Origin of the sequence: Microtetraspora sp. AC03309 (assembly GCF_020826795.1) — a bacterium.
GTDB lineage: Bacteria > Actinomycetota > Actinomycetes > Streptosporangiales > Streptosporangiaceae > Microtetraspora > Microtetraspora glauca.
The window spans coordinates 110,403-131,092 of the sequence record NZ_JADDIL010000015.1 but is presented as its reverse complement, the minus strand read 5'-3'; the positions used below and the strand labels follow the sequence as shown (position 1 = coordinate 131,092).

General features: G+C 70.4%; 24 protein-coding genes. 14 read left to right on the top strand and 10 right to left on the bottom strand.

Going from position 1 to position 20,690, the window contains the following annotated elements; translation table 11 throughout:
• Window positions 1-65: 65 nt before the first annotated feature.
• Entirely contained in the window at window positions 66-1,004 is a 939-nt protein-coding gene (locus IMZ11_RS11435; RefSeq protein ID WP_228640478.1) for a YafY family protein, read from the bottom strand.
• A gap of 118 nt (window positions 1,005-1,122) precedes the next feature.
• Between IMZ11_RS11435 and IMZ11_RS11430 the strand changes: the two genes are divergently transcribed.
• Window positions 1,123-2,496 (top strand): ATP-grasp domain-containing protein, encoded by a 1,374-nt coding sequence (locus IMZ11_RS11430; RefSeq protein ID WP_228640475.1) that lies wholly within the window; start codon window positions 1,123-1,125, stop codon window positions 2,494-2,496.
• Window positions 2,493-3,740: an MFS transporter gene (locus tag IMZ11_RS11425; RefSeq protein WP_228640472.1), complete on the top strand. Its 1,248-nt coding sequence runs from the start codon at window positions 2,493-2,495 to the stop codon at window positions 3,738-3,740. The genes IMZ11_RS11430 and IMZ11_RS11425 overlap by 4 nt, the downstream gene beginning before the upstream one ends.
• A 104-nt stretch (window positions 3,741-3,844) precedes the next feature.
• On the opposite strand, the gene IMZ11_RS11420 is transcribed toward IMZ11_RS11425, so the two are convergent.
• The 3 genes from IMZ11_RS11420 to IMZ11_RS11410 form a co-directional block, all read right to left on the bottom strand.
• Window positions 3,845-4,390, bottom strand: coding sequence for a TetR/AcrR family transcriptional regulator (locus IMZ11_RS11420; RefSeq protein WP_228640469.1), 546 nt, complete (start codon window positions 4,388-4,390; stop codon window positions 3,845-3,847).
• Between the two features lie 59 nt (window positions 4,391-4,449).
• Complete coding sequence (locus IMZ11_RS11415) at window positions 4,450-4,773, bottom strand: multidrug efflux SMR transporter (RefSeq protein WP_061254583.1); 324 nt, start codon at window positions 4,771-4,773, stop codon at window positions 4,450-4,452.
• A gap of 152 nt (window positions 4,774-4,925) precedes the next feature.
• Window positions 4,926-5,615 carry a DJ-1/PfpI family protein gene (locus IMZ11_RS11410; RefSeq protein ID WP_228640466.1) on the bottom strand — a complete coding sequence of 230 codons (690 nt, stop codon included), beginning with the start codon at window positions 5,613-5,615 and terminating at the stop codon, window positions 4,926-4,928.
• A gap of 271 nt (window positions 5,616-5,886) precedes the next feature.
• On the opposite strand from IMZ11_RS11410, the gene IMZ11_RS11405 reads away from it, so the two are divergent.
• Window positions 5,887-6,918, top strand: coding sequence for a GlxA family transcriptional regulator (locus tag IMZ11_RS11405; RefSeq protein WP_228640463.1), 1,032 nt, complete (start codon window positions 5,887-5,889; stop codon window positions 6,916-6,918).
• On the opposite strand, the gene IMZ11_RS11400 is transcribed toward IMZ11_RS11405, so the two are convergent.
• A complete protein-coding gene (locus IMZ11_RS11400; RefSeq protein ID WP_228640461.1) occupies window positions 6,903-7,652 on the bottom strand; it encodes a TetR/AcrR family transcriptional regulator in 750 nt (249 codons plus the stop codon). The genes IMZ11_RS11405 and IMZ11_RS11400 overlap by 16 nt on opposite strands.
• 148 nt (window positions 7,653-7,800) lie before the next feature.
• Here IMZ11_RS11400 and IMZ11_RS11395 point away from each other — a divergent pair, with 148 nt between their 5' ends.
• Window positions 7,801-8,439 (top strand): GNAT family N-acetyltransferase, encoded by a 639-nt coding sequence (locus tag IMZ11_RS11395; RefSeq protein ID WP_228640520.1) that lies wholly within the window; start codon window positions 7,801-7,803, stop codon window positions 8,437-8,439.
• 273 nt (window positions 8,440-8,712) lie between these two features.
• Here IMZ11_RS11395 and IMZ11_RS11390 read toward each other — a convergent pair whose 3' ends face one another.
• The 3 genes from IMZ11_RS11390 to IMZ11_RS11380 are packed head-to-tail and all read right to left on the bottom strand — an operon-like array spanning window position 8,713 to window position 11,987.
• Complete coding sequence (locus IMZ11_RS11390) at window positions 8,713-9,471, bottom strand: MerR family transcriptional regulator (protein ID WP_228640458.1); 759 nt, start codon at window positions 9,469-9,471, stop codon at window positions 8,713-8,715.
• Window positions 9,472-9,481: 10 nt separating this feature from the next.
• Window positions 9,482-10,366, bottom strand: coding sequence for a DUF2268 domain-containing protein (locus IMZ11_RS11385; RefSeq protein ID WP_228640456.1), 885 nt, complete (start codon window positions 10,364-10,366; stop codon window positions 9,482-9,484).
• 49 nt (window positions 10,367-10,415) lie between these two features.
• The gene (locus tag IMZ11_RS11380; RefSeq protein WP_228640454.1) at window positions 10,416-11,987 is read right to left on the bottom strand and encodes a PLP-dependent aminotransferase family protein; all 1,572 of its coding nucleotides are present in this window, start codon (window positions 11,985-11,987) and stop codon (window positions 10,416-10,418) included.
• 219 nt (window positions 11,988-12,206) lie between these two features.
• On the opposite strand from IMZ11_RS11380, the gene IMZ11_RS11375 reads away from it, so the two are divergent.
• The 3 genes from IMZ11_RS11375 (at window position 12,207) to IMZ11_RS11365 (ending at window position 15,377) form a co-directional block, all read left to right on the top strand.
• On the top strand, window positions 12,207-12,806 hold the full coding sequence (locus tag IMZ11_RS11375; RefSeq protein ID WP_228640517.1) for a disulfide bond formation protein DsbA: 600 nt from the start codon (window positions 12,207-12,209) through the stop codon (window positions 12,804-12,806).
• Window positions 12,807-12,822: 16 nt separating this feature from the next.
• Complete coding sequence (locus IMZ11_RS11370) at window positions 12,823-14,229, top strand: MFS transporter (RefSeq protein WP_228640452.1); 1,407 nt, start codon at window positions 12,823-12,825, stop codon at window positions 14,227-14,229.
• A gap of 155 nt (window positions 14,230-14,384) precedes the next feature.
• Window positions 14,385-15,377, top strand: coding sequence for a radical SAM protein (locus IMZ11_RS11365; protein ID WP_228640449.1), 993 nt, complete (start codon window positions 14,385-14,387; stop codon window positions 15,375-15,377).
• 39 nt (window positions 15,378-15,416) lie between these two features.
• Here IMZ11_RS11365 and IMZ11_RS11360 read toward each other — a convergent pair whose 3' ends face one another.
• Window positions 15,417-15,896: an ArsI/CadI family heavy metal resistance metalloenzyme gene (locus tag IMZ11_RS11360; protein WP_228640446.1), complete on the bottom strand. Its 480-nt coding sequence runs from the start codon at window positions 15,894-15,896 to the stop codon at window positions 15,417-15,419.
• 116 nt (window positions 15,897-16,012) lie between these two features.
• Between IMZ11_RS11360 and IMZ11_RS45145 the strand changes: the two genes are divergently transcribed.
• The 4 genes from IMZ11_RS45145 (at window position 16,013) to IMZ11_RS11345 (ending at window position 17,694) form a co-directional block, all read left to right on the top strand.
• Window positions 16,013-16,147, top strand: coding sequence for a hypothetical protein (locus tag IMZ11_RS45145; protein WP_255706288.1), 135 nt, complete (start codon window positions 16,013-16,015; stop codon window positions 16,145-16,147).
• A gap of 113 nt (window positions 16,148-16,260) precedes the next feature.
• Window positions 16,261-16,764 (top strand): GNAT family N-acetyltransferase, encoded by a 504-nt coding sequence (locus IMZ11_RS11355; protein WP_228640444.1) that lies wholly within the window; start codon window positions 16,261-16,263, stop codon window positions 16,762-16,764.
• Window positions 16,765-16,934: 170 nt separating this feature from the next.
• Window positions 16,935-17,447, top strand: coding sequence for a GNAT family N-acetyltransferase (locus tag IMZ11_RS11350; RefSeq protein WP_228640441.1), 513 nt, complete (start codon window positions 16,935-16,937; stop codon window positions 17,445-17,447).
• Between the two features lie 67 nt (window positions 17,448-17,514).
• Window positions 17,515-17,694 (top strand): hypothetical protein, encoded by a 180-nt coding sequence (locus tag IMZ11_RS11345; RefSeq protein ID WP_228640439.1) that lies wholly within the window; start codon window positions 17,515-17,517, stop codon window positions 17,692-17,694.
• A 165-nt stretch (window positions 17,695-17,859) separates the two neighbouring features.
• Here IMZ11_RS11345 and IMZ11_RS11340 read toward each other — a convergent pair whose 3' ends face one another.
• Window positions 17,860-18,012, bottom strand: a complete 153-nt coding sequence (locus tag IMZ11_RS11340; RefSeq protein WP_228640437.1) for a hypothetical protein — start codon at window positions 18,010-18,012, stop codon at window positions 17,860-17,862.
• A gap of 131 nt (window positions 18,013-18,143) precedes the next feature.
• Between IMZ11_RS11340 and IMZ11_RS11335 the strand changes: the two genes are divergently transcribed.
• From IMZ11_RS11335 to IMZ11_RS11325, 3 genes are read left to right on the top strand one after another with little or no spacing between them, the layout of a single operon-like run.
• Entirely contained in the window at window positions 18,144-19,070 is a 927-nt protein-coding gene (locus IMZ11_RS11335) for an ATP-binding cassette domain-containing protein (RefSeq protein WP_228640434.1), read from the top strand.
• Window positions 19,067-19,852 carry an ABC-2 family transporter protein gene (locus IMZ11_RS11330; protein WP_228640430.1) on the top strand — a complete coding sequence of 262 codons (786 nt, stop codon included), beginning with the start codon at window positions 19,067-19,069 and terminating at the stop codon, window positions 19,850-19,852. Before IMZ11_RS11335 ends, IMZ11_RS11330 begins: the two co-directional genes overlap by 4 nt.
• Window positions 19,845-20,645 (top strand): ABC transporter permease, encoded by an 801-nt coding sequence (locus tag IMZ11_RS11325; protein WP_228640428.1) that lies wholly within the window; start codon window positions 19,845-19,847, stop codon window positions 20,643-20,645. Before IMZ11_RS11330 ends, IMZ11_RS11325 begins: the two co-directional genes overlap by 8 nt.
• Window positions 20,646-20,690 lie beyond the last annotated feature (45 nt).

Genomic DNA, 20,690 nt, shown 5'->3' with positions numbered 1-20,690 from the left:
CACCGCCTGACCGCAGGGCACCGGCCCATGCACGACAGGCCTGGACCAAGATCTGCATTGATCTTCTAGGGCTCCACCGCCGCCGTGAAGCGCGCCGCCATCGCCGTCACCGCCGCCCGGAGTTCCGGCCCGCCTTCGGCGCGAAACCCGAACGGCATCCTCGCCAGCCACTCCTGCGCATACCACTCCGGGTCGCTCGTACTGCCGGTCAGCACGCACCCGTCGCCCGACGCCTCCAGCCGTCCCATGGGGGGACTGACCCACCGCGCCACCTCGGGCAGGGCGGCGTCGAACACCACGCGGGTGAGGTACTCCCGGCCCGTGCCCAGGTTCTCCTCCAGCGCCGCCACCGGGTCGAGGTCGTCGGGCGGTTCGAACACGCCGGTCGTCTGATGGACCGCGCCGATCCGGTCGACCCGGTACGTGCGGATCGCGTCCGAGCGATGCGAGCGGCACAAGAGGTACCAGCGCCCGTGGCGGACGACCACGGCCCAGGGATCCACCTCTTTCTCCGACTCCTTCCCCGATTCGCTCCGATACGCCATCCGCACGCTCCGTCGGTCCGCGGACGCCGTGACCAGTGCGCTGGTGATGGCCGGATCAGGCCGAGCCGAGTACGGGTCGGGCGCGGCCGACGCATGGTCGCGCAGCGTCGCCGCCTGCCGGCCGACCCTCTCCGGCAGCGCTCGGATGACCTTGCTCAGCGCGCTTCCCACGAGCTCGTCGGCGTCGTCGAGCACCACCATGACCAGCGCCAGCGCCTCCGGTTCCGTGAAGACCACCGGTGGCAGCCTCGTCCCGCGTCCCAGCCGGTACCCGCCGTACGGGCCTCGGGTCGACTCGACCGGGATGCCCGCCTCCCGGAGGATCCCGATGTACCGGCGCGCGGCCCGCTCCGTGACACCCAGCGACGCGGCGAGCTCGTCCGCCGTCGTGCCGGGGCGGGTCTGGAGGATTTCCATGGTGCGCAGAGCCCGTGCGGTGGGGCTGAGATCGGTCGGCACACGAGCAGATTAAGTGGTCGCTTGCTATACCGGAAGCAGATCGTCCGGAATACGTCCTAGCCTGATGCGCGATCCGGCGGCACGGACGCCGTGGCCAGTCGCTGTGGCCTCATGCCTGGTGAAGCTGTCGGACGAGTTCCGGTTCGACGTCCCCGTCGTGGTCGGCGCGCCGCCGGAAGGAAACGTGAGAGAGGGAGCCACCTTGTTCGACGATGTCGTACCCACCGGCCGACGATCCTCGGCGGTCGCCACCGGACGGCCTCGCGTCCTGGTCATCGGCGGCGACCTCACGCATGTGCGCAAGGCCCGGGAGCTCGGCCTGGACGTGGTTCACGCCCAGTTCCCGGACAAGTACGAGCGCGGCCACTGGCCCTACGTCGATCAGGCGTTGCTGCTCGACTACGGGGACATCGACCGGCTCCTGCCACTGGTCCAGGCGTTGCACGAGGCGTACCCGTTCCAGGCAGCCGTGTCGCTGTTCGAGCTCGGGCTGCTGCCGACGGCGCGGATCAACGAGGCGCTCGGCCTCGGCGGTGATTCCGTCGCCACCGTGGAACTGCTGCTGGACAAGTGGCGGATGCGCCGGCATCTGGCCGCGAGGGGCATCAGCCCGGTGGCCTCCGCGGTGGGCCGTTCCACGCGGGACGTTCGGGAGTTCGCTGAGGCGCACGGGCTCCCGATCATCGTCAAGCCGATCCGTGAATCGGGCAGCCTGGGAGTGTTCTGCATCCGCGACCAAGCTGACGTGGAGGTCGTCGCCGAACGGTTCCGGTCCCTTGACGACGGGCATTGGGCCGCCGGCGACCTGGCCTACGCTGATTCCTTCGACGAGTTCCTCATGGAGGAGTTCCTGGACGGCCCGGAGATCAGCGTGGAGACCCTGACCTTCGACGGCCGGCATGTGGTCGTCGCGGTGACCGACAAGGAGTGCGGCGGCCCCGGTTTCGTCGAGCTCGGACATTCGCAGCCCAGCGGCTGCTCGGCCGAGACGCTGCGCGAGGTCACGCGGTTGGTGACGGACTTCCTCGACGCGGTGGGGCTGCGCAACGGTCCAGCGCACACCGAGGTCAAGCTGACCTCGCGCGGCCCGCGGATCGTCGAGTCACACAACCGCGTCGGCGGTGACCGGATCAACGAACTGACCGAGATCGTCTACGGCGTCGACATGCAGCGCTACGCGCTGGGCGCCGGGTTCGGCATGGTGGAGCCGCTCACAACGTCGCCCGAGCCCCGGGGCGGAGCGGCCGTCCGGTTCCTCACACCGGAGCCCGGACGGGTCGTGGAGGTGACCGGCGTCGACGCCGTGCGCGCGGACCCGGCGTTCGTCGACCTCCAGTTGGAGGTGGAGCCGGGGGCCGAGGTGCCACCGCTGACCTGGAACGAGGACAAGGTCGGTCACGTCATCGCCCGCGGCGCCACCGCCGCCGAAGCGATCGCCAACGGCAGGCGGCTGGCCGCGGCGATACACGTGTGCACGGAGCCGGTCGCGTGAGCACCGCGCTGCCGACCCGGTCGGGCGTCGACGAGCCGCGGTTCCGCGACGCGCTGCGCGGTCTGCCCGGCCGGGTGTGGATCATCAGTCTCGGCATCCTGGTCAACCAGGTCGGAAACTTCCTGCCCGTGTTCATCGTGCTGTACCTGACCGAGCGCGGCTATTCCGCCGGTGCCGCGGGGTTGGTGCTGGGCGTGTCCGGTGTGGGCAAAGTGCTCGGCAACGCCGTCGGTGGCCACCTCGCCGACAGGATCGGCCGGCGATGGACCATCGTGCTGTCCGCCGTGACCACCTCCGGGCTGACGGCGATCGTGCCGTCCCTCGGACCGTTGCCGATCATCGTCGCGGTGGTCGGTCTCACCGGGGTGACGTCGCAGATCTACCGGCCGGCCGCGGCCGCGGTGCTGCTCGATTCCGTGGCGGCGACCAACCGGCAACGGCTCGCCGCCTTCGGGGTGTTCCGGTTCGCGATGAACGTGGGCGCTGCCCTGGGCGGCGTCATCGGCGGTGTGCTGGCCAGCTCCTCCTTCGTGGGGCTCTTCCTGGGCAATGCCGTCGCGTGCCTGCTGTTCGGCGTGGTCGTGGGGGTGCTGCTGCGGGATGCGCCCAAGGAGCGGTCCGACCAGGACGACGCGGGCACACAGGCGGACCGGGCGGTGGGGTACCGGCAGCTGCTCGCCGACCGCACACTGGTGCGCTTCCTGCTGATGACCGTGTTCGCCGAGTTCGTCTACATCCAGTCCACCGTCGGCCTGCCCCTGCACGTCAGCGACGTGGGTCTGAGCGAGCGCGACTTCGGTCTCCTCATCGGGCTCAACGGTCTGCTGGTGTTGGTCCTTGAGCTGCCCATCACCGGTGTGGTCTCCCGGTACCGGCCGGAGTACGTACTGGCCGTCGGCAACCTGATCACCGGGGTCGGTCTCGCGCTGACCGGGTTCATGACCGGCATGGTCCCGCTGGCGGCGACGGTGCTGGTGTGGACGCTCGGCGAGATGATGACCAGCTCCATCTCGCAGGCATACCTGGGAAGTCTGGCTCCGCCGCGGATGGTCGGGCGTTACCAGGGGTTGCACGGCGTCGCGTACACGACCGGTACGGGCGCCGGACCGCTCATCGGCGGCGCCGTGTACGCGATCGGCCCATGGGCGCTGTGGGCCCTGGTCGGCGTGGCCGGGCTGCTGTCCGCCCAGCTCTGTCTGCCGCGCCGCCGCGCGGCGTCCACAGTGCTCGAACCGGATTCCTGACCTGGAAGTGGGGCAATGAACGACGCGACGGAACCTCGCCTGGCGGACGCGACGGGAAAGGGTCCGCCCGCCGCCAGGCCCCGACGGCGTGCCTCATCGGGACTTCACGCGGCGATCGCGCGCAGCGCGCGGGTGACCATGTCTCCGGCGTGCTCCAGGGATCCGGGCCGGGCCTCGACGATGTGCTCCAGCCAGAGGCCCGACACCAGCGTCGCGACGAAGCGGACCTCGGCCTCGCCGCAGGGGCGGCCGGCCTGTTCGAGCAGCGTCCGTACGATGTCGTGCCACCCGTCGGTCCAGGTCCGGGCGATGTGCTGCAGGGCGGGTTCGCGGCCCGCCTGCAGGTACAGCTCCCAGAGCCCGAGTTGGTGGCCGCGATCCGCGGCGTACGTCTTGAGGAGCACCTGGGCCAGCTCGACAAGAGAGTCCGGCCCGGGTCGGGTGAGAGAGGTCCGCATCAGCCTCAGGTCACGTTCGACGAGCAGGGCGAATGCTCGGGCCACCAGCTCGTCCCGCGAGGAGAAGTAGTAGGTGGTCGCCGCGGGCGGCACGCCCGCCCGCTCGGCGACCGCCCGGTGGGTGACCGCAGTGAACCCGCCCTCGCCGAGAAGGGCGACGGCCGCGTCGAGCAGCGCCTCCTTGCGGCGCACCGCCCTCTCCTGGGGCTTGCGTTCCGGCTTCTCGCCGTTCTCGCGCGGGGCCCGGCCTCTCAATGGGCACCCGAAAGGTTGAGCAACACGACACCACCGATGATGAGCAGGATTCCGCCCATCTTCGCCAGATTCATGCTCTCGCCCATGAAGGCCATCCCGATCAGGGCGATCACGGCGGTGCCGACGCCGGACCACACCGCGTACGCGACGCCGAGCGGCATCTGCAGTTTCAGGGCCTTGGCCAGTAGCACGAACGACGCGATGTATCCGACGATCATCAGGGCGGACCAGCCCTTGTGGCTGAGCCCGTCGCTGAACTTCAGGGCGGTGGTCGCGACGACCTCCGAGGCGATCGCGGCGGCGAGCAGGAGCCAGGCCATGGGGGAACCTCCGTTAAAAGCGGTACGCTTGTCCAACTTTAACGGACATATCCCTATTTATCGGGGTAGCTGAGTGGCAGACGGGTGGCCGTGCCCGCTGTTCATCGGCCGTTCGGCAACGGTTCGACGGCAGGTTCGGAAGGACCCCGAGATCAGGCCGTCAGTCGTCCCAACAACTCGGGGTGGTCGGCCAGCGTGGTCGCGAGCAGGCCGTCCACGATCGGGCGGTAGGACGGAATGTCCACGCCGTCCCAGTCGATCCCCCCGAGCGGCGGCTGCGGGTCGTACTCGATCCAGAGCTGGACCATTCTGGCCGTCTCCTCCCCCGCCAGCCGTTCCACCAGGGCGAGGGCCATGTCGATCCCGGCGGCCACGCCCGCGGCGGTGATGATCCGCCCGTCCTCCACCCAGCGCTCGGCGACCGGGACGGCGCCGAAGCGTTCCAGCAGATGCCGCATCGACCAATGGCCGGTGGCCCGGCGCCCCTCGAGCAGCCCCGCCGCCCCGAGCAACAGTGAGCCCGTGCACACCGAGCCGACGAGGTCGGCGCCCGCCGCCGCGCGCCGGATCCGCTCCAGGAACGTGTCGTCGGCGAGCGCGGCCATCGTCCCCTCCATGCCGCCGGGGACGATGAGCACATCCGGTTCCGGGATCTCGTCGAAGGTGTGGCTCGCCACCAGGCCGAGCGGGGTGTCGCTCGGCAGCGGAGCGGTGCCCTCCGCGAGCACCACCACCCGGTACCGCGGGTCGAGTTGGGAGAGGCCGGTGACGACCTGGAGCGGGCCGACGACGTCGAGCACGGTCAGGCCGGGATAGAGCACGAAAGCGATGGTCTTCGTCATGCCGCCACGCTCACACCGGCGCCATCGGCGCCTCAACCCGAGCGTCGCCGTGTGTCCGGAATCCGGGGATCCCTGTCTGACGGACCCATCCCGTACGCCTACGGAGTGGCCGGGGGAACGCCGACGCCCCCGGCGAGCCAGGATGGGCGGGACAGGTCAGAACGGGTCAGAACGGGTCGGGACGGGAAGGGCGCGCAACGGTGCGAAGCGGCACCGAGCAGACGCACCCCGCGCCAGTACGCGTACAGGCGTAACCAGAGGAGGCCGAGCGGTGATCGAACGGCGGGTGGTCGTGGTCGGCTACGACGACGCCGAACTCATGGACATCGCGGGAGTGACGACCCCGCTGCACGTCGCCAACCGGCTCGGCGGGCAGCCGCCGTACCGGATCGGTCTGGCGACGCCGGGCGGCCGGGCGATCACCTGCGGAAGCGGGCTCGTCCTCCAGGGACAGGAACGGCTGGAGCGCCTGACGGGCCCCATCGACACGCTCGTCGTGTCGGGCGGGGACGGGCACGAGGCCGCGGCCGAGGACCGGCGGCTGGTCGCCCACGTACGGCGGCTGGCCGGGGAGAGCCGCCGGGTCGCCTCGGTGTGTACGGGGGCGAGCGTGCTGGCCGCCGCCGGCCTGCTCGCCGGGCGCAGGGCCACCACCCACTGGGCGTACGCGCGCAAGCTCGCGTCGCTGCACCCGGAGGTGACCGTGGATCCGGCACCGATCTACATCCGCGACGGCCGGGTGTCCACGGCGGCCGGGGTGACGAGCGCGCTCGACCTGACGCTCGCCTTCATCGGCGAGGACCACGGCCCCACGCTGGCCAGGGACGTCGCCCGGGGCCTGGTGACCTACCTGCAACGGCCGGGCAACCAGGCGCAGGTGAGCATGTTCGTCGCGCCGCCCTCCCCCGAGCACGCGGTCGTGCGCCGGATCGTCGATCACGTCGGCTCCCATCTGGACGGCGATCTCGACGCCGCGACGCTGGCGACGCTCGCCGGGGTGAGCGAACGCCATCTCGCCCGGCTGTTCGGCGCGCACATCGGCGAGAGCCCGGCGAGGTTCGTCCGGCGGGTCAGGACGGAGGCGGCCGCCCACCTGCTGGCCTCCACCGCGCTGCCGTTGCCCGTGGTCGCCCGCCGGTGCGGGTTCGGCTCGGCCGAGACGCTCCGCGAGGCGTTCACCGGCCGGTACGGCCTGCCGCCCAGCCGCTACCGCGCCGCCCACGCGATCACGGCGGAATCCGGGACCGAGGCACGCCCAGGTGAGCGAGGTCGAATTGCAGGGCATGCTCACCCACCCGGCTGAGATGCGCGCCGGGCGATCAGCGCCTCGATGCCGTCGAGCAGGAGGTTGAGGCCGAACAGGAAGTCGGCGTCCTCCGTCCAGCCTTCGGATTCCCTGAGCAGCCCGGAGCGCATCATGGCCGACAGGGCCGGGTACGTCTGGGGGTCGAGCACCTCGGCGAGTACTTCGCCGTAGTCGGCGGCCCCCGTGATCCCGGTGGCGTCAGGCTTCTGGCCGGCGGCGTTCATCGTGTGCACGAGCGTGGCGTCGGTCAGCGCGTAGCCGGTGAGCGCGGTCGCCGCGTTGAACTTCTCGCCGTCCTCGAGCGTGGTGTCGCCCAACGCGTCCAGGGCACGGTCGAGCCAGTACAGCCGCCGCGGGCCCATGGGCGGGGTGAGGGCCTGGACGGACAGCAGCCATGGGCGGGACAGCAGGAAGTCGCGGTTGGCTCTGGTCCACGTGGCGAGGTAGTCGCGCCAGGTCAGGGTTCCGCGTTCGGGCGGCGGGGGGACGGCGCTGTCGGCCATGGCGGTCAGCAACTCGTCCTTGCTGCCGACGTATCGGTACAGCGCCATCGGCGCGACGCCCACCTGGGCGGCGACGCTGCTCATCGAGACCCCGGCCAGACCTTCGGCGTCGGCGATCTCGATGGCGGCCGTCGTGATCGTCTCCAGGTCCAGGCGTGGCCGGGGCCCCCGGCGCGAGGCGGGTTCGCGCCCCCACATCCGGGCCACGACGGGCGGCAGCTCCGCCATCGGGCTCCTCCTGTGTTCAAGAACTGTGTACGTGATATAGCGTAATAACTGTGTATGGAATATACAGTATGAGATACGCGGTTTATGCGGCCGAGCACCATGCCCGCGGCCTCACCGAGTCGAGATGCCGAGGAGCGCATCGGGCGTGATGGAGATCCGTACTTTTGTGGAAAGTGATCGCGCCGAGTTGCGCGCGCTGTTCAGCCGCGCAGGTGAGGGCGCTGCGACCGCTTCGTTGTGGGGGCACGCGGAGTCCGAGGCGGCCATGTATCTGGAGCCGTACATGGACCTGGAACCGGACTCGTTGTTCGTCGCCGTGGTCGATGGGGCTTTGGTCGGCTACCTGGCGGGGTGTCTCGACAGCGCGACCTTTCCCAGCGAGAGCGAGCGCATGGAAGACGCCATCAGGAAGTACCGGCTGATCTTCCTGCCCGGACCCGCGGTCTTCTTCGCCCGCGGCATGGCCGACATGGCGTGGGCCTCGCTCCGGCGGCAACCCACCGCGCGAGATTTCGAGGATGCCCGGTGGCCGGCGCACCTGCATATCAACATGGCGTCGCCGGCGCGGGGAACCGGCGCCGCCGACGGGTTGATGAACCGATGGCTCGATCGGCTCAGGGACACCGGATCGCCCGGATGCCATCTGCAGACCTTGGTCGAGAACGCCCGTGCGGTGCGGTTCTTCGAACGCGTGGGCTTTGCCAAACATGGTCCGACGCCGCTGGTCCCTGGCCTGAGGCACGGTGGCGCGCGACTTCACCAGCAGGCGATGGTCTGGACTCCCTGACCGACTCCTACCGGCTCGTCCAGAGCGGGGCCACTGCCACGAACCCGGGGTCTTCTCCCGAATGTGTTCCCAGCCGCCAAGCAGTTCTGTGATAGATCACGGTCGCGGTTCGATGCTGAAGTTCTTCGAGTTGGAGGCCCGCTTCCCCGGCAGGTCGGGGAGCTGCCCAAGGCCGCAGTGGACTACATGGCCGGACCGGCCTCGGCGGCCGCCACCGCGGCAGTGCCTGCCACGGCGACCCTGGCCTGCGCCCGAGCGGGACCGGAACCTCTGCTACATCCGGGTCCGCGCGTACGCGTGCAGGGCGTCGCGGACGAACGTCGCCCCCGCGGCGTCGTCGTACATGGCGGCGAAGCGGGGGTCGTCGACGAACATGTCCCCGATGCCGTTCACCATCTCGATCGAGCGCTCCCGGTCGCCCTCGGCGGTGGGGGTGCCCGGGATCTGACTCAGCCACCGGACGTGCCGGGCGGCCAGCGACTGAGCGTGTTCCGATGTCGGCGAAGCTCCGGCCTTCACTGCGGCGACCCATGCGGCGACGAGGTCCTCGGTGTCCTGCTTCCAGGCCCGCTGCTGGTCGAGGCTCTTGCCGTGCCACCAGTCGTTGCTCACCTGGAACGCGTGCTCGCCCCAACGTGAGATCACCTCGTCCTTGTAGCGGTCGTTGAACCCCGCCAACATGACGTCCATCCGCGGTTCCACCCCCGCCTGCAGCGCCTCGAGCGTGTGACGCACAGACCGGACCTGCCGTTCGATGCGGTCCCGTTCCTCTTCCAACGCGGCGATGTGGGCGCGGAGCCCGTCGAGCGCGTCGACCTCGTCGGCCAGGACCTCGGCGATGGCCGGCAAGCCCATGCCGAGCCGGCGCATGAGCAGGATCCGCTGGAGCCGGGCGACCGCCGTGGGGTCGTAGTAGCGGTACCCGTTCGCGCCGACCCGGGACGGGGCCAGGAGCCCGACCCGGTCGTAGTGACGCAGGGTCCGGCTGGTGATGCCGGCTCTCGCCGCGAGTTCCTGGATCGTCCACTCCATCGTTCCAGTGTCACCCGCGGCGGAGAGTGGTTGCGATGATCTCCGAGGCGTCGGCGTGCAGGGCTTGGGCCGCCGTCTGCCCGGTCTCCGCCAGGTAGGTGTCGACCAGCCGGTTGCCCGCGGCGTACCCCGCGCCCATCGGCAGTCCCACCGGGGTGACGCCGAGGTGCTCCGCGCCTGGGTCGCCGTGCACCCAGGCGGTGAAGTTCTGCATGCCTGTCACATCGAGCCCGGTGAGCACTTTGGCGAAGACCTCGTCGTCGTGCAGGTGCGGCACACCGATGCGGGCGGGGCCGAACTCGTCGCCGTAGAGCTGGCGGGCGAAGGCGTCGGCCAGGCCCTCGCCGACGATGTGCTCGCCGACCGTGACGGTCATCGGGTCCCACACCACCCCGCCCGGACTCCACCGCAGGTTGTGATGGAGTTCGTGCACGGCGGTGGCCTCCAGCCGCTCCACGTTCTCGGGGAAGGGCCAGAACGTGATGGCGATGTTGCCCGAGATGCCGCCGAACCCGGTCAATCCTTTGCAGGGACCCATGAAGTGTTCGTCACCCGGATCGCCGAGGACGAACAGCACGGTGATGTCCGGGGCCTCCAGCCCCGGTGTCGCCTCCAGCAGTACGGTGAGAGCGTGGTCGAGCGCGCGTTGCATCCGCTCCCAGGCCCCGGCCGCTGCCAGGGTTTCGAGCGCCGCCAGGCAACGTTCCTCGTCGCGGTCGATGGGGAACCCGGACGATTGGAGGTGTACGGCTACCAGGTCGAGCTCGCCTGGGTGGTAGCGGTACATACCCTTGTTGGCCTCCAGCATCGAACGCAGCAGGTCAACGCGGTCCGCGACCGGGGCCAGCAGGATCCGCCTCATGGCGGAGTAGGTGTCAAGAACAGTGATCGACATGGCCTCGATGCTAGAAGTTGACGCAGCGTCAAGGTCAAAACAGCGGCGGTCAGGAGGGGCGGAAGCTCGCCGCCAGCCGGCGCAGGCCCTCCTCGATCCTTTCCGTCTTGATCCGGCCGTATCCGAGCACGAGTCCCTGCTGGGCGGGAGCCTCCCCGTAGTAGGTCGCGAGGCTCTCCACGGCGACGCCCGCCGCCCTCGCGCGCGTGAGGGCGGCGTCGATGTCCACGTCGATGTCCACGTCGTTGTCCGCGCTTACGCCCACGCCCGTGCCCGCGCTCTGGTCCGCGCGTCCCGCTGTGCCTTCCGTGACTCGCTCTGTCCCCGACCCGGGAACGAGCCTGGCGCACAGGTGCAGGCCCGCCGCCGACGGCACCGGTCGGAGCAGGCCCGCGAAGTCGCGCAGGAGCGTCGTGATGATCAGTTCACGGCGCGCCGCGTACTCGCGGGTGGCCTTGCGGATCTGCCGGCCAAGCAGGCCCTCGTCGATGAACCGGGCCAGCGCCGCCTGGGTGATGACGTCGCCGTGCCAGTCGGTGAGCCGCTTGGCGCTCCGCAGCGCGGCCCTGAGCGAGGCCGGGGCGATCAGGAATCCGACGCGCAGCATCGGCAGGAGCGTCTTGGAGAAGGACCCGACGTAGATGACCCGGCCGTCGCGGTCGAGGCTCTGCAGCGGTTCGAGCGGCCGGCCTCCGAACCGGAACTCGCTGTCATAGTCGTCCTCGATCACTGTCCCGCCACGCCGCCGCGCCCACGCGAGCAACGCGGTACGGCGTTCGAGCGACATCGGCGCACCCAGCGGGAACTGGTGCGACGGCGTCACGTAGACCAGCCGGACGGCGGGCGGGATGGCGGCGACGTCCAGCCCCTCGGAATCGACCGGCACCCCGGTCACCCGTGCGCCCAGGGACCGGAACAGCAGCCGGGCCGGTGGATAGCCGGGCTCCTCGACGGCCACGTGGTCTCCGGGCTCGATCAGCACCCGGCCGATGAGGTCGAGGGCCTGCTGCGCCCCCTGGGTGACGAGCACGTCGTCGGGCTCCGCGCGCACCGAACGGGAGATCCCGACATAGCGGGTGATCGCCGCGCGCAGTCCGGCGTGCCCGGCGGGGTCGCCGTAGGTGCCCGCGCGTATGGCGGAGGGCCGCAGTTCGCGAGCCACCAGCCGTCGCCACGTCGCCAGCGGGAACAGCTCCGGGTCGGGCGCCCCCAGCCGGAAGTCGTACGCGGGCTCGGGCGCCTCTTCGGAGCGGAAGGGGAGGGTGATCTCCCGCCACAGGCGACGCGGCCCGGCACCGCCGTCTCCCTCCGACCGGTCTTCCCGTGGACGGCCGGACCTGCCGGTGGCCGGCGACCCGGCAGCCGCCGTCCTGATGGGCATCGGCCTGGTGGTGACGAAGGTCCCCGCGCCGGCGCGGCCTTCGAGGAAGCCCTCGGCGGACAGCCGTTCGTACGCCAGGGCCACCGTGTTGCGCGACACCTCCAGCCGCCGGGCCAGCTCACGCGTCGGAGGCAGCCGCTCCCCGGCGCGTAGCCGGCCGTCGAGTATGGCGTCGACCAGTTGCCGGTATATGCGGGCGGAGAGATCGCCACGGCCCGCGAGGCTCACATGGAAGTCCACCGCACACACCTTATTCGGCCCAATCAGATTGCTCGATATTGGCTCTGCCATTGGGCCAAACCGGCTCCTACGTTGGTGTCGGCGGGCTCTGCCGCCTTGTGCGACGTACGCCTTGCCGGCGAAGTACGCCTTGCCGCGACGTACGGCGGAGCATGCCGGAACGCGACAGAACGATCATGGAAAAGTGCAAGAGGAGAAGGTGACGTGACGACCGCCGACATGTGGTTCGACCCGAAATGCCCGTGGGCCTGGATCGCGTCACGCTGGCTGCTCGAGGTCGAGCGGGTGCGGGACGTGCGGGTGCGCTTCCACGTCATGAGCCTGGCGATGCTGAACGACGGCCGCGACGACCTGGAGGAGTGGTACCGGGAATGGCTCCGCGACGCCTGGGGCCCGGTACGGGTCGCCGTCGCGGCCGAGCAGAAGTACGGCACCGAGGTGCTGCGTGACCTCTACACCGCGCTCGGAACCCGGATCCACCTGGACAAGGCACCCATCGGCCGCGAGCTGTACGTCGCCGCGCTGGCCGAGGTCGGACTGTCCACCACGCTCGCCGACGCCGCGGACGGCACGGAGTACGACGAGGCGCTGCGGGCCGGCCACCGCGCGGGACTGGACCCGGTCGGTGAGGATCTCGGCACGCCGACGATCCACGTCCCCGGACCGGACGGCCGCAGGATCGCGTTCTTCGGGCCGGTCGTGACCCCCACTCCCCGGGGCGAGGCGGCCGGGCGGCTCTGGGACGGCGTGCTCCTCACCGCGGGGACCGAGGGCTTCTCCGAGTTGAAGCGGGCCCGCGTCCGACCGGTCGTCGGCTGACGCCGCGGGGCGACCGATGTTCCGCCGGATCCTCCCACCGCAGGGACCGCCGCGCGTACTCGCTCAGGCGCAACTCGCCGGCTCGGTCGGCGACGGCGCGTTCATCGTGTGCTCGGCGTTGTTCTTCACCCGGATCGTGGGGCTGTCTCCGGCCCAGGTCGGCTTCGGTCTGACCCTCGGCTGGGCCGTCGGCTCCATGGCCGGAGTCCCGCTCGGGCATCTCGCCGACCGCCGCGGACCTCGGGGCACGGCGATCCTGCTGGCGGCCGCGACCGCCGTGGCCGTCGGATCGTTCCTCCTCGTCCGGTCTCCATGGGCGTTCACGGTGGCGGCCTGTTTCTACGCGAGCTGCCAGTGCGGTCTCGCCGCCGCCAGGCAGGCGCTGCTCGCCGGGCTGGTGGATCGCAGGCGGCGCTCCGAGACGCGGGCGTATCTCCAGTCGACGGCCAACGGCGGCCTGGCGATCGGTGCGGCGCTCGGCGGGGTGGCCCTGCAACTCGACGACCGCACAGCATATCTCGCGATGTTCGTCATGGACGCGGCCAGCTTCCTCGTGACCGCTCTTGTGCTGCGTCGCCTGCCGGTGGTGCCGACCGCTGTTCCGTCGTCGCCGCCCTCCACCGCGCCGTCTCTCCCGCCGTCTGTCGACCAGAACGCCGGGCCATCCGATGCACCGTCGGATTCGGCCGCCCCGGTTGCCCCGGCCGTCGCCGCCGGAGGCCCGAGGTTCGCCGTGCTCCGGGACCGGCCGTACGCGCTGGTCGCGTTCCTCAACATGATCATGCTGTTGTACATGCCGCTGCTCAGCCTGGTTCTGCCACTGTGGATCGTTTCGCACACCGCCGCCCCGCACTGGACGGTGTCGGCTCTGCTGGTCGTCAACACGGTGAGCGTCGTGCTGTTCCAGGTACGCGTCGCCCGCCGGGTGACCGGGCTGCGCACCGCCTCCCGGCTCGTACGGCACTCCGGCGTGGTCATGCTCGCCGCGTGTGCGGTCTTCGCGCTGTCGGCCGCCGGGACCTCGGCCTGGGTGGCGGGAGCCGTACTGCTCGCGGGGGCCGTCCTGCAGGTGATCGGCGAGATGACGCTGTCGGCGGGTGCCTGGGAGATCGGCTTCGACCTGGCGCCCTCGGACAAGCAGGGCCAGTACCAGGGCTTCTTCGGCAGCGGCGTGGCGATCGCGCGAATGCTGGGCCCGCTGCTCCTGACCACGCTGATCATGGGCTGGGGTGCGGCGGGATGGCTGCTGCTCGGCGGTGTCTTCCTGCTGGCCGGCGTGGCGATGGGCCCGGCCGTCCGCTGGGCGGAACGAACCCGAACGCCGCAGCCCGAGGCGCCGGAGGACACCGCACGGGAAATCACCCCGCAGATGCTCGAACGGGATACCGCCGAGCCGGAGACAGCGCCGGTGCGGCGCCGCTGACTTCGGCGGCCAGGACGGGCGCCGGTGGCCGGATCGAGGCCCGCGGAGAGCGACGCGGAGAGCGACGTGAAGAGCGACGTGAAGAGCGACGGCGGCGCACCCGAGTATGTCGATTCCCTTGGCGTGCCGGTCGAATGCGTGTTCTACTGAACGTCATGCATGCCGTGCAGGAGTCGCTTCTCGACGCCGCGCCCCCGGTGATCGAGCGACCCCGGATCGAACGGCAGGCGGTCACCCGGACCTTCGACGGCGTCACCTGCCACGAGGTGCGGGCGCGCAGCGCCGTCGAGCGGGTGTCCGAGACGGCGGAGTTGCCGTTCCAGTGGAGTGTGAGCCCCTACCGGGGGTGTGAGGGCGCCTGCGCCTACTGCGCGGCCCGGCGCGGCCACCGTCAGCTCGGCCTCGACGCGGGCGCCGGGTTCGCCTCGACGATCGTGGTGAAGACCGGCCTGGCCGACCGGCTGCGCCGCGAGCTGGCCGCGCCGAGATGGGAGGGCGCGCCGGTCGCGCTCGGCCTGGCGGGTGACTGCTACCAGCCGGTGGAGGAGATCTACCGCCTGATGCCGTCCATCGTGCGGGCGCTCGCGGACGTGGGAAACCCGTTCACCGTGCTGACGAAGAGTCCGCTCATCCTGCGCGATCTCGATCTGCTGCGCGAGGCGGCGAAGGTCGCCCCGGTTCGCGCGGGGGTCTCGGTCGGGTTCGTCGACGACCGGGTACGCCGATCGGTCGAGCCGGGAGCCGCGACCCCGCAGCGCCGCCTGGAGGTGTGCGCCGAGCTGAACGACGCGGGCATCCCCTGCGAGGTACTGATGGCGCCGATCCTCCCGCTGATCACCGACTCCCCCGACCATCTGCGCTCCACCGTGCGCAGGGCGGCCGAGGCGGGGGCGGTGAGGGTGACGCCCATCGTGCTGCGACTGCCCACGGGCGCCCGCGAGTGGTACCTCGCGTGGCTGGAGCGCGAGCATCCCGGGCTCGTCCCGCGCTACCAGGCCCTGTACGGCAGGAGCCCCACCGCCGACGCCGACTATCGGATGCGCATCACCGCTCAGGTCAGGAGCCTGGCCGAGGCATACGGCATCGGCCGCGACAGCCGCCGCTGGCGCCGCCGCCGCTCCCCCGCCCGCCAGCTGACGCTCGCCTGACATCCGCGCGGCCGCGGGGCAAGGAGTGATGCGGGACCGTCAGCAGCAGCCGCCGGTCGTCGCAGTGGTCGGCTGGGCCTCCTCGGCGTCGGAGCCGCCGCCGGCGCAGGGGGCCGACGGGTCGCCGGCCGTGGCGGACTTGCCGAGGGTGTCCGCGTCGGCCTTGACCACATACACCTCCCACGGCTCGCGGCCGGGGCCGTGCACCCACACCTTGTCCTGCAGCGCGTAGCAGCAGGAGGTGTCGTTCTCCTCGAAGGTGGCCAGGCCCGCCTCCTTCAGCCGGTCGGTGGCGGCGGTGACCTCGTCGGTGGAGGAGACCTCGACGCCGAGGTGGTCCAGGCGGGTCTCCTGCCCGGCCTCCCCCTCGATCAGGACGAGCTTGAGCGGCGGCTCGGCGATGGCGAAATTGGCGTACCCCTCCCGGCGCTTGGCCGGCTCGGTGCCGAACAGTTTGGAATAGAAGGCGATCGAGCCTTCCAGGTCGGCGACACGCAGGGCGAGCTGGACACGGGACATGTGATCCTCCTCGGACGTAGGTGGTGGCGATCCACCACCCGAACCGCTGTTTAGATGAACGTCCAACCGGCACTTCGCCGCCAGATTGCAGCCTGCTTAGAAATCTGTCAAGTTAGATGTATGTCAAAACAAGCACTGCCGGTCTCGTCGACTGCGAGCGGCGCGGCACCTGGGTCCACTACTGGATCAACCCCGCCTCGCTGGAGCGGCTGTCGGCGATCCTGGCCCCGCGCATGGCGGCGACGGCATGACCGACTCGACGAACCCGCAGGCCAGGGTGTGGAGGCCGTCCATCCGATCCGTATGACATGATCGACAAGTGCGTTCGCGGCCTCATCGCCGAGATACTTCCCAGAGGGCACCGATGACCACTGACGGCCTGCGCATCGCAGCCATGACGAGCGAGCACGCCGATGAGGTGCTCGCGATCTACCAGCTCGGCATCGACGAAGGCCAGGCGACCTTCGAGACCGCCGCCCCGACCTGGGAGCAGTTCGACGCCGCGAAGCTGCCCGCCCAGCGGCACGTCGCTCTGGACAGCGACGGGCGGGTGCTGGGCTGGACCGCCGCCTCGGCGGTGTCGGACCGCTGCGCCTACGCCGGCGTGGTCGAGCATTCGGTCTACGTCCACCCCGGCGCGCGGGGCCGAGGCGTCGGCCTCACGCTGCTCCGGGCGTTGATCGCCTCCACCGAGGCCGCCGGAATCTGGACCATCCAGTCGGGGATCTTCCCGGAGAACACCGCCAGCCTCACTCTGCACGCCCGCGCCGGCTTCCGCGTGATCGGAACCCGCGAGCGCGTCGGCCGTCACCACGGTGTCTGGCGCGATGTCGCCCTCATCGAGCGGCGCAGTCCGATCGTCACCTGAACCAGGGACACCCAGGCGGCATCAGATGGGCGGCTGGCCGGCCTGCACGCTCAGCCCGTACGGCTCCACGCCGCTGGGCCGGCTGGCCGGGAGAAACGGCTGATTGGGCCGGTTTCTGGCGGCATGTGGCATATCGCGGTCTTTCGTCGGGCCGCTGTTAGGATCGCCGGATGATGATCCGGAAGGGCGGCCCCGCGGATGTCCAGGCGGTGCTCGGCATGTTCGACAGCGCGGTGGCCTGGCTGACCGAGCGGGGGCGCACCGGCCAATGGGGCAGCGAGCCGTTCTCCACCGCCCCGGCAAGGATCGAGAGCGTCAGCCGCCAGGCGGAGGAAGGCGGCATGCGGATCGCCGAGGTCGGCGGGGAGCCGGCGGGCTGCATCGTGGTGGGCGCCGCCATGCCGTACGTGCCACCACCGGTCGAGCCCGAGCTGTACGTGCAGTCGTTGGTGATCGACAAGCGGTTCGCGGGCCAGGGGGTGGGCGCGGCGCTGCTCGGCTGGGCTCGGGAGGAGGCGGCCGGACGCGGGGTGGGTGTGCTGCGGGTCGACTGCTATGCCGGTGACGACGGCAACCTCGTGAAGTACTACGAGCGCATGGGTTTCTCCCGGACCCTCGCTTTCAAGGTCGGCGAGTGGCCCGGACAGATCCTGGAGATGCGAATCTCCCGGGACGCCTCCTGATCTCCTGCGGCGCCCCCGGGAGGCTCTGCAGGGAGGACCGGCGGGAGGGAACACTAGCCTGGATGCCATGTTCCACCGCAAACCCATCGAAGAGCGCATCGCCGAGCGGGTGGCGAAGCGGCCTCCGCTCAAGGAGGGCAAGCACTTCGAGCACCGCCCGGCGCTGATCGTCTTCTGCGTCGTCGTCACGATCGCGCTGGTGAAGGTCATCGGCGCGTTCTTCCTGATGAAGTCCGGCCTCCGTTAGGAAGCGCCCGCCAAGGCGCCATCCTTCGCCATCCTTCGCAGCGCGAAGCAGGACCTCCGATCGGTGGGGCTTCGCGGGAACTCGCCCACAGGTGTTCTCGTGATGCCCGCCGCGGGAGGGCACACGACGGCAGCCACGCGGTGATCGGCTTCACCGGCGAGTGCCTCACGCCGACCGCGTGATGACATCCGCGATGGCGGCGACCACGATGGCGGCGTCCTTGGTCGGGACCTGCACGTGGTCGCTGGGAGCGGTCGCGAACACCGTCACGCGCTCGTTGCTCGCCGTGGCCTCGGCGGCGGCGCGCATCGTGCTCATCTCCTCTGGCGACCGATCGGGTCCCGGGCGATCGTCGCGACTCCTCCGGGATCGGCGGCCCCTGAGATGCGGCGATCACGATCGCCAGAAAATAGTTGCCACTCGGCATCGCCAGCGTGAAAGATGTCGTCATGATCAGGGTCGAGTCGCTGACGAAGGTCTTCCGCCGCCCCCGAACCTTCCCCGGTCCCCTGGGAGCCCTCCGCACCCTCGTGACCCGGCGTTATGACGAGCGGGTCGCCGTCGACGATGTCAGCTTCGAGATCCCCGAGGGCGAGGTCGTCGGATATCTCGGCCCCAACGGCGCGGGCAAGTCCACCACCGTGAAGATGCTGACCGGCATCCTCACCCCCACCAGCGGACTCGTCGAGGTGGGCGGCAGGGTGCCGTGGCGGGACAGATCGGCCAACGCCAGATCCGTCGGTGTGGTCTTCGGCCAGCGCAGCCAGCTGTGGTGGGACCTGCCGCTGATCGAGTCCCTGCGCCTGGTCGGCGCCCTGTACGACGTGCCCGCCGCCCACTTCACCGGATCGCTGCGCCGCATGTGCGACCTGCTCGGCCTCGACGACTTCCTGGACACCCCCGTCCGCCAGCTCAGCCTCGGCCAGCGGATGCGCGGCGACCTGGCGGCGGCGATGCTGTACGACCCGCCCATCCTGTACCTCGACGAACCCACCGTCGGCCTCGACGTCCTGGCCAAGCAGGCGGTGCGGGAGTTCATCGTCGACACCAACAGGGCCGGCCGCACCACGGTCGTGCTGACCACCCATGATCTGGCCGACGTGGAAGCGCTGTGCCGGCGCATCATCCTCATCGACAAGGGCCGCGTGCTCTACGACGGCGGCATCGACGCCCTCGTCTCCGCCTACGCCCCGCCGCGACGGCTGGTGGTCCATCTGGCCGACGACGAGACCCGGACCTTCGACATCGCCGGCGGTGCGTCGGTCCCCGAGCTGATCGGCCGCGTCGCCGCCGAGAACACCATCCGCGACCTGTCCATCGAGGAGCCCGACCTGGAGAGCGTGATCAAGCAGATCTATGCCGAGAGCACGCGGTGATCCGCCCGCTGGCCGGGATGGCCCGCGTCGGCCTGCGGTTCCAGCTCGCCTACCGCAGCGACGTGATCATGACGGTGCTGGCGCTGATCGCGCAGGTCTTCCTGCTTCGCATGGTGTGGACCTCGGTGTACGGCGGCGGCGCGGGACAGGCCCGGGGGCTCACCCTGGAGGCGCTGCTGGCCTACCTGAGCCTGGCCAACCTCCAGGCGTTCGCGACGAACCCGATCATCCCGTTGATCGCCCATTTCAGGATCCGCACCGGCATGGTGTTCTTCGACCTGTCCCGGCCGACCGGCTACCTGCCGCAGATGGCCGCCTTCCAGGCCGGGCACACCCTCGGCGGGCTGCTGATGCTGGCCCCCGCCGTACCCGTGGTCCTGCTGGTGGGCACGATCACCCCCACCACGCAACCGCTCGGGTACGCGGCGACGCTGACGCTCGGTTACGTCATCTCGGTCATGATGTCGCTGCTCATCTGCGTGATCGGCTTCTGGACGCTGGAGACGGGGGCGATCTCGCTGCTCTACCGGTTGATCAGCCAGTTCTTCGCCGGGACGATGGTCCCGCTGTCCTTCTTCCCCGGGGCGCTGGGCGTCCTGGCCGAAGCGCTTCCGTTCAAATACATGGGGTACGTGCCCGCGGCGATCTACGTGGGCCACCTCTCGGGCGGGCAGGTCGTCCAGGCGGTGATCGTCGAGGTCTCCTGGATCGCCGGGCTCGCGGTCCTGCTGTGGGCGGTGTGGCGGCGGGCGCACCGCAGGGTGGTGATCAACGGTGGCTGAGATAGCGCGCACCCTTCGCCTGTACTGGGTCCTGCAGCGTGCCACGATGCGTGGCGCGCTGCAGTACCGGCTCAACACGGTGATCAGCGTCGTCACCGGGGCGGTCTATCAGGGCAGCGGCTTCGCCTTCGTGTGGGTCGTCATGCACACCTTCCCGTCCATGGGCGGGTGGAGCCTGCGGGAGATCGCCTTCCTGTACGGCCTGCGCCTGACCGCGCACGCGCTCTGCATGCTGCCGCTGAGCAGCCTCATCGGCCTGGAGTGGCTGGTCCGCGAGGGAGAGTTGGACCGGGTGCTGCTTCGCCCGCTCAATCCACTCGTCCAGGTGATGACCAAGCGCATGGGCATGGGTCAGGTCGGGGACCTGCTCACCGGGGTCGTCCTCCTGATCGTCGCGGCACCACCCTGGAATCTCGCCATGATCGGCTTCTGCGTGCCCGCTGTCGTGGGCGGCGCGCTGGTGGAGGCGTCGTTCCACCTGTCGTTGGCGTCGTTGTCACTGCGGATGCTGGACACGCGGGCGCTGCGTGGCTTCCTGGACGACGTGTTCAGCAAGTTCGGGTCGTACCCGATGAGCGTCTTCGGCGGTGTCACCCAGTGGGCGCTGACGTTCGTGCTCCCTGTGGCGTTCGTCGCGTACCTGCCGGCGAGCGTGCTGCTGGACAAGACCGGGTCGCTGAACGTGCCCGCGCTCGTGGCGTACGGGAGCCCGTTGCTGGGGGTCGCGCTGTTCGCGCTCGCCTATCGCGTCTGGGATCGCCAGCTCCGGCACTACCAGAGCTCCGGCACCTAGGCCAAGGGCTGTGTCAAAGCCGGGGGAGCCATTCGTCGATCGCGG

Excerpts from the sequence above, each read along its gene's own strand:
- IMZ11_RS11415 (WP_061254583.1), bottom strand. The coding sequence starts at position 4,773 with ATGGCCTGGCTCCTGCTCGCCGCCGCGATCGCCTCGGAGGTCGTCGCG.
- IMZ11_RS11410 (WP_228640466.1), bottom strand. The coding sequence starts at position 5,615 with ATGACGAAGACCATCGCTTTCGTGCTCTATCCCGGCCTGACCGTGCTC.
- IMZ11_RS11400 (WP_228640461.1), bottom strand. The coding sequence starts at position 7,652 with ATGGCGGAGCTGCCGCCCGTCGTGGCCCGGATGTGGGGGCGCGAACCC.
- IMZ11_RS11395 (WP_228640520.1), top strand. The coding sequence starts at position 7,801 with ATGGAGATCCGTACTTTTGTGGAAAGTGATCGCGCCGAGTTGCGCGCG.
- IMZ11_RS11390 (WP_228640458.1), bottom strand. The coding sequence starts at position 9,471 with ATGGAGTGGACGATCCAGGAACTCGCGGCGAGAGCCGGCATCACCAGC.
- IMZ11_RS11385 (WP_228640456.1), bottom strand. The coding sequence starts at position 10,366 with ATGTCGATCACTGTTCTTGACACCTACTCCGCCATGAGGCGGATCCTG.
- IMZ11_RS11375 (WP_228640517.1), top strand. The coding sequence starts at position 12,207 with ATGTGGTTCGACCCGAAATGCCCGTGGGCCTGGATCGCGTCACGCTGG.
- IMZ11_RS11370 (WP_228640452.1), top strand. The coding sequence starts at position 12,823 with ATGTTCCGCCGGATCCTCCCACCGCAGGGACCGCCGCGCGTACTCGCT.
- IMZ11_RS11365 (WP_228640449.1), top strand. The coding sequence starts at position 14,385 with ATGCATGCCGTGCAGGAGTCGCTTCTCGACGCCGCGCCCCCGGTGATC.
- IMZ11_RS11360 (WP_228640446.1), bottom strand. The coding sequence starts at position 15,896 with ATGTCCCGTGTCCAGCTCGCCCTGCGTGTCGCCGACCTGGAAGGCTCG.
- IMZ11_RS45145 (WP_255706288.1), top strand. The coding sequence starts at position 16,013 with ATGTATGTCAAAACAAGCACTGCCGGTCTCGTCGACTGCGAGCGGCGC.
- IMZ11_RS11355 (WP_228640444.1), top strand. The coding sequence starts at position 16,261 with ATGACCACTGACGGCCTGCGCATCGCAGCCATGACGAGCGAGCACGCC.
- IMZ11_RS11350 (WP_228640441.1), top strand. The coding sequence starts at position 16,935 with ATGATGATCCGGAAGGGCGGCCCCGCGGATGTCCAGGCGGTGCTCGGC.
- IMZ11_RS11345 (WP_228640439.1), top strand. The coding sequence starts at position 17,515 with ATGTTCCACCGCAAACCCATCGAAGAGCGCATCGCCGAGCGGGTGGCG.
- IMZ11_RS11340 (WP_228640437.1), bottom strand. The coding sequence starts at position 18,012 with ATGAGCACGATGCGCGCCGCCGCCGAGGCCACGGCGAGCAACGAGCGC.
- IMZ11_RS11335 (WP_228640434.1), top strand. The coding sequence starts at position 18,144 with ATGATCAGGGTCGAGTCGCTGACGAAGGTCTTCCGCCGCCCCCGAACC.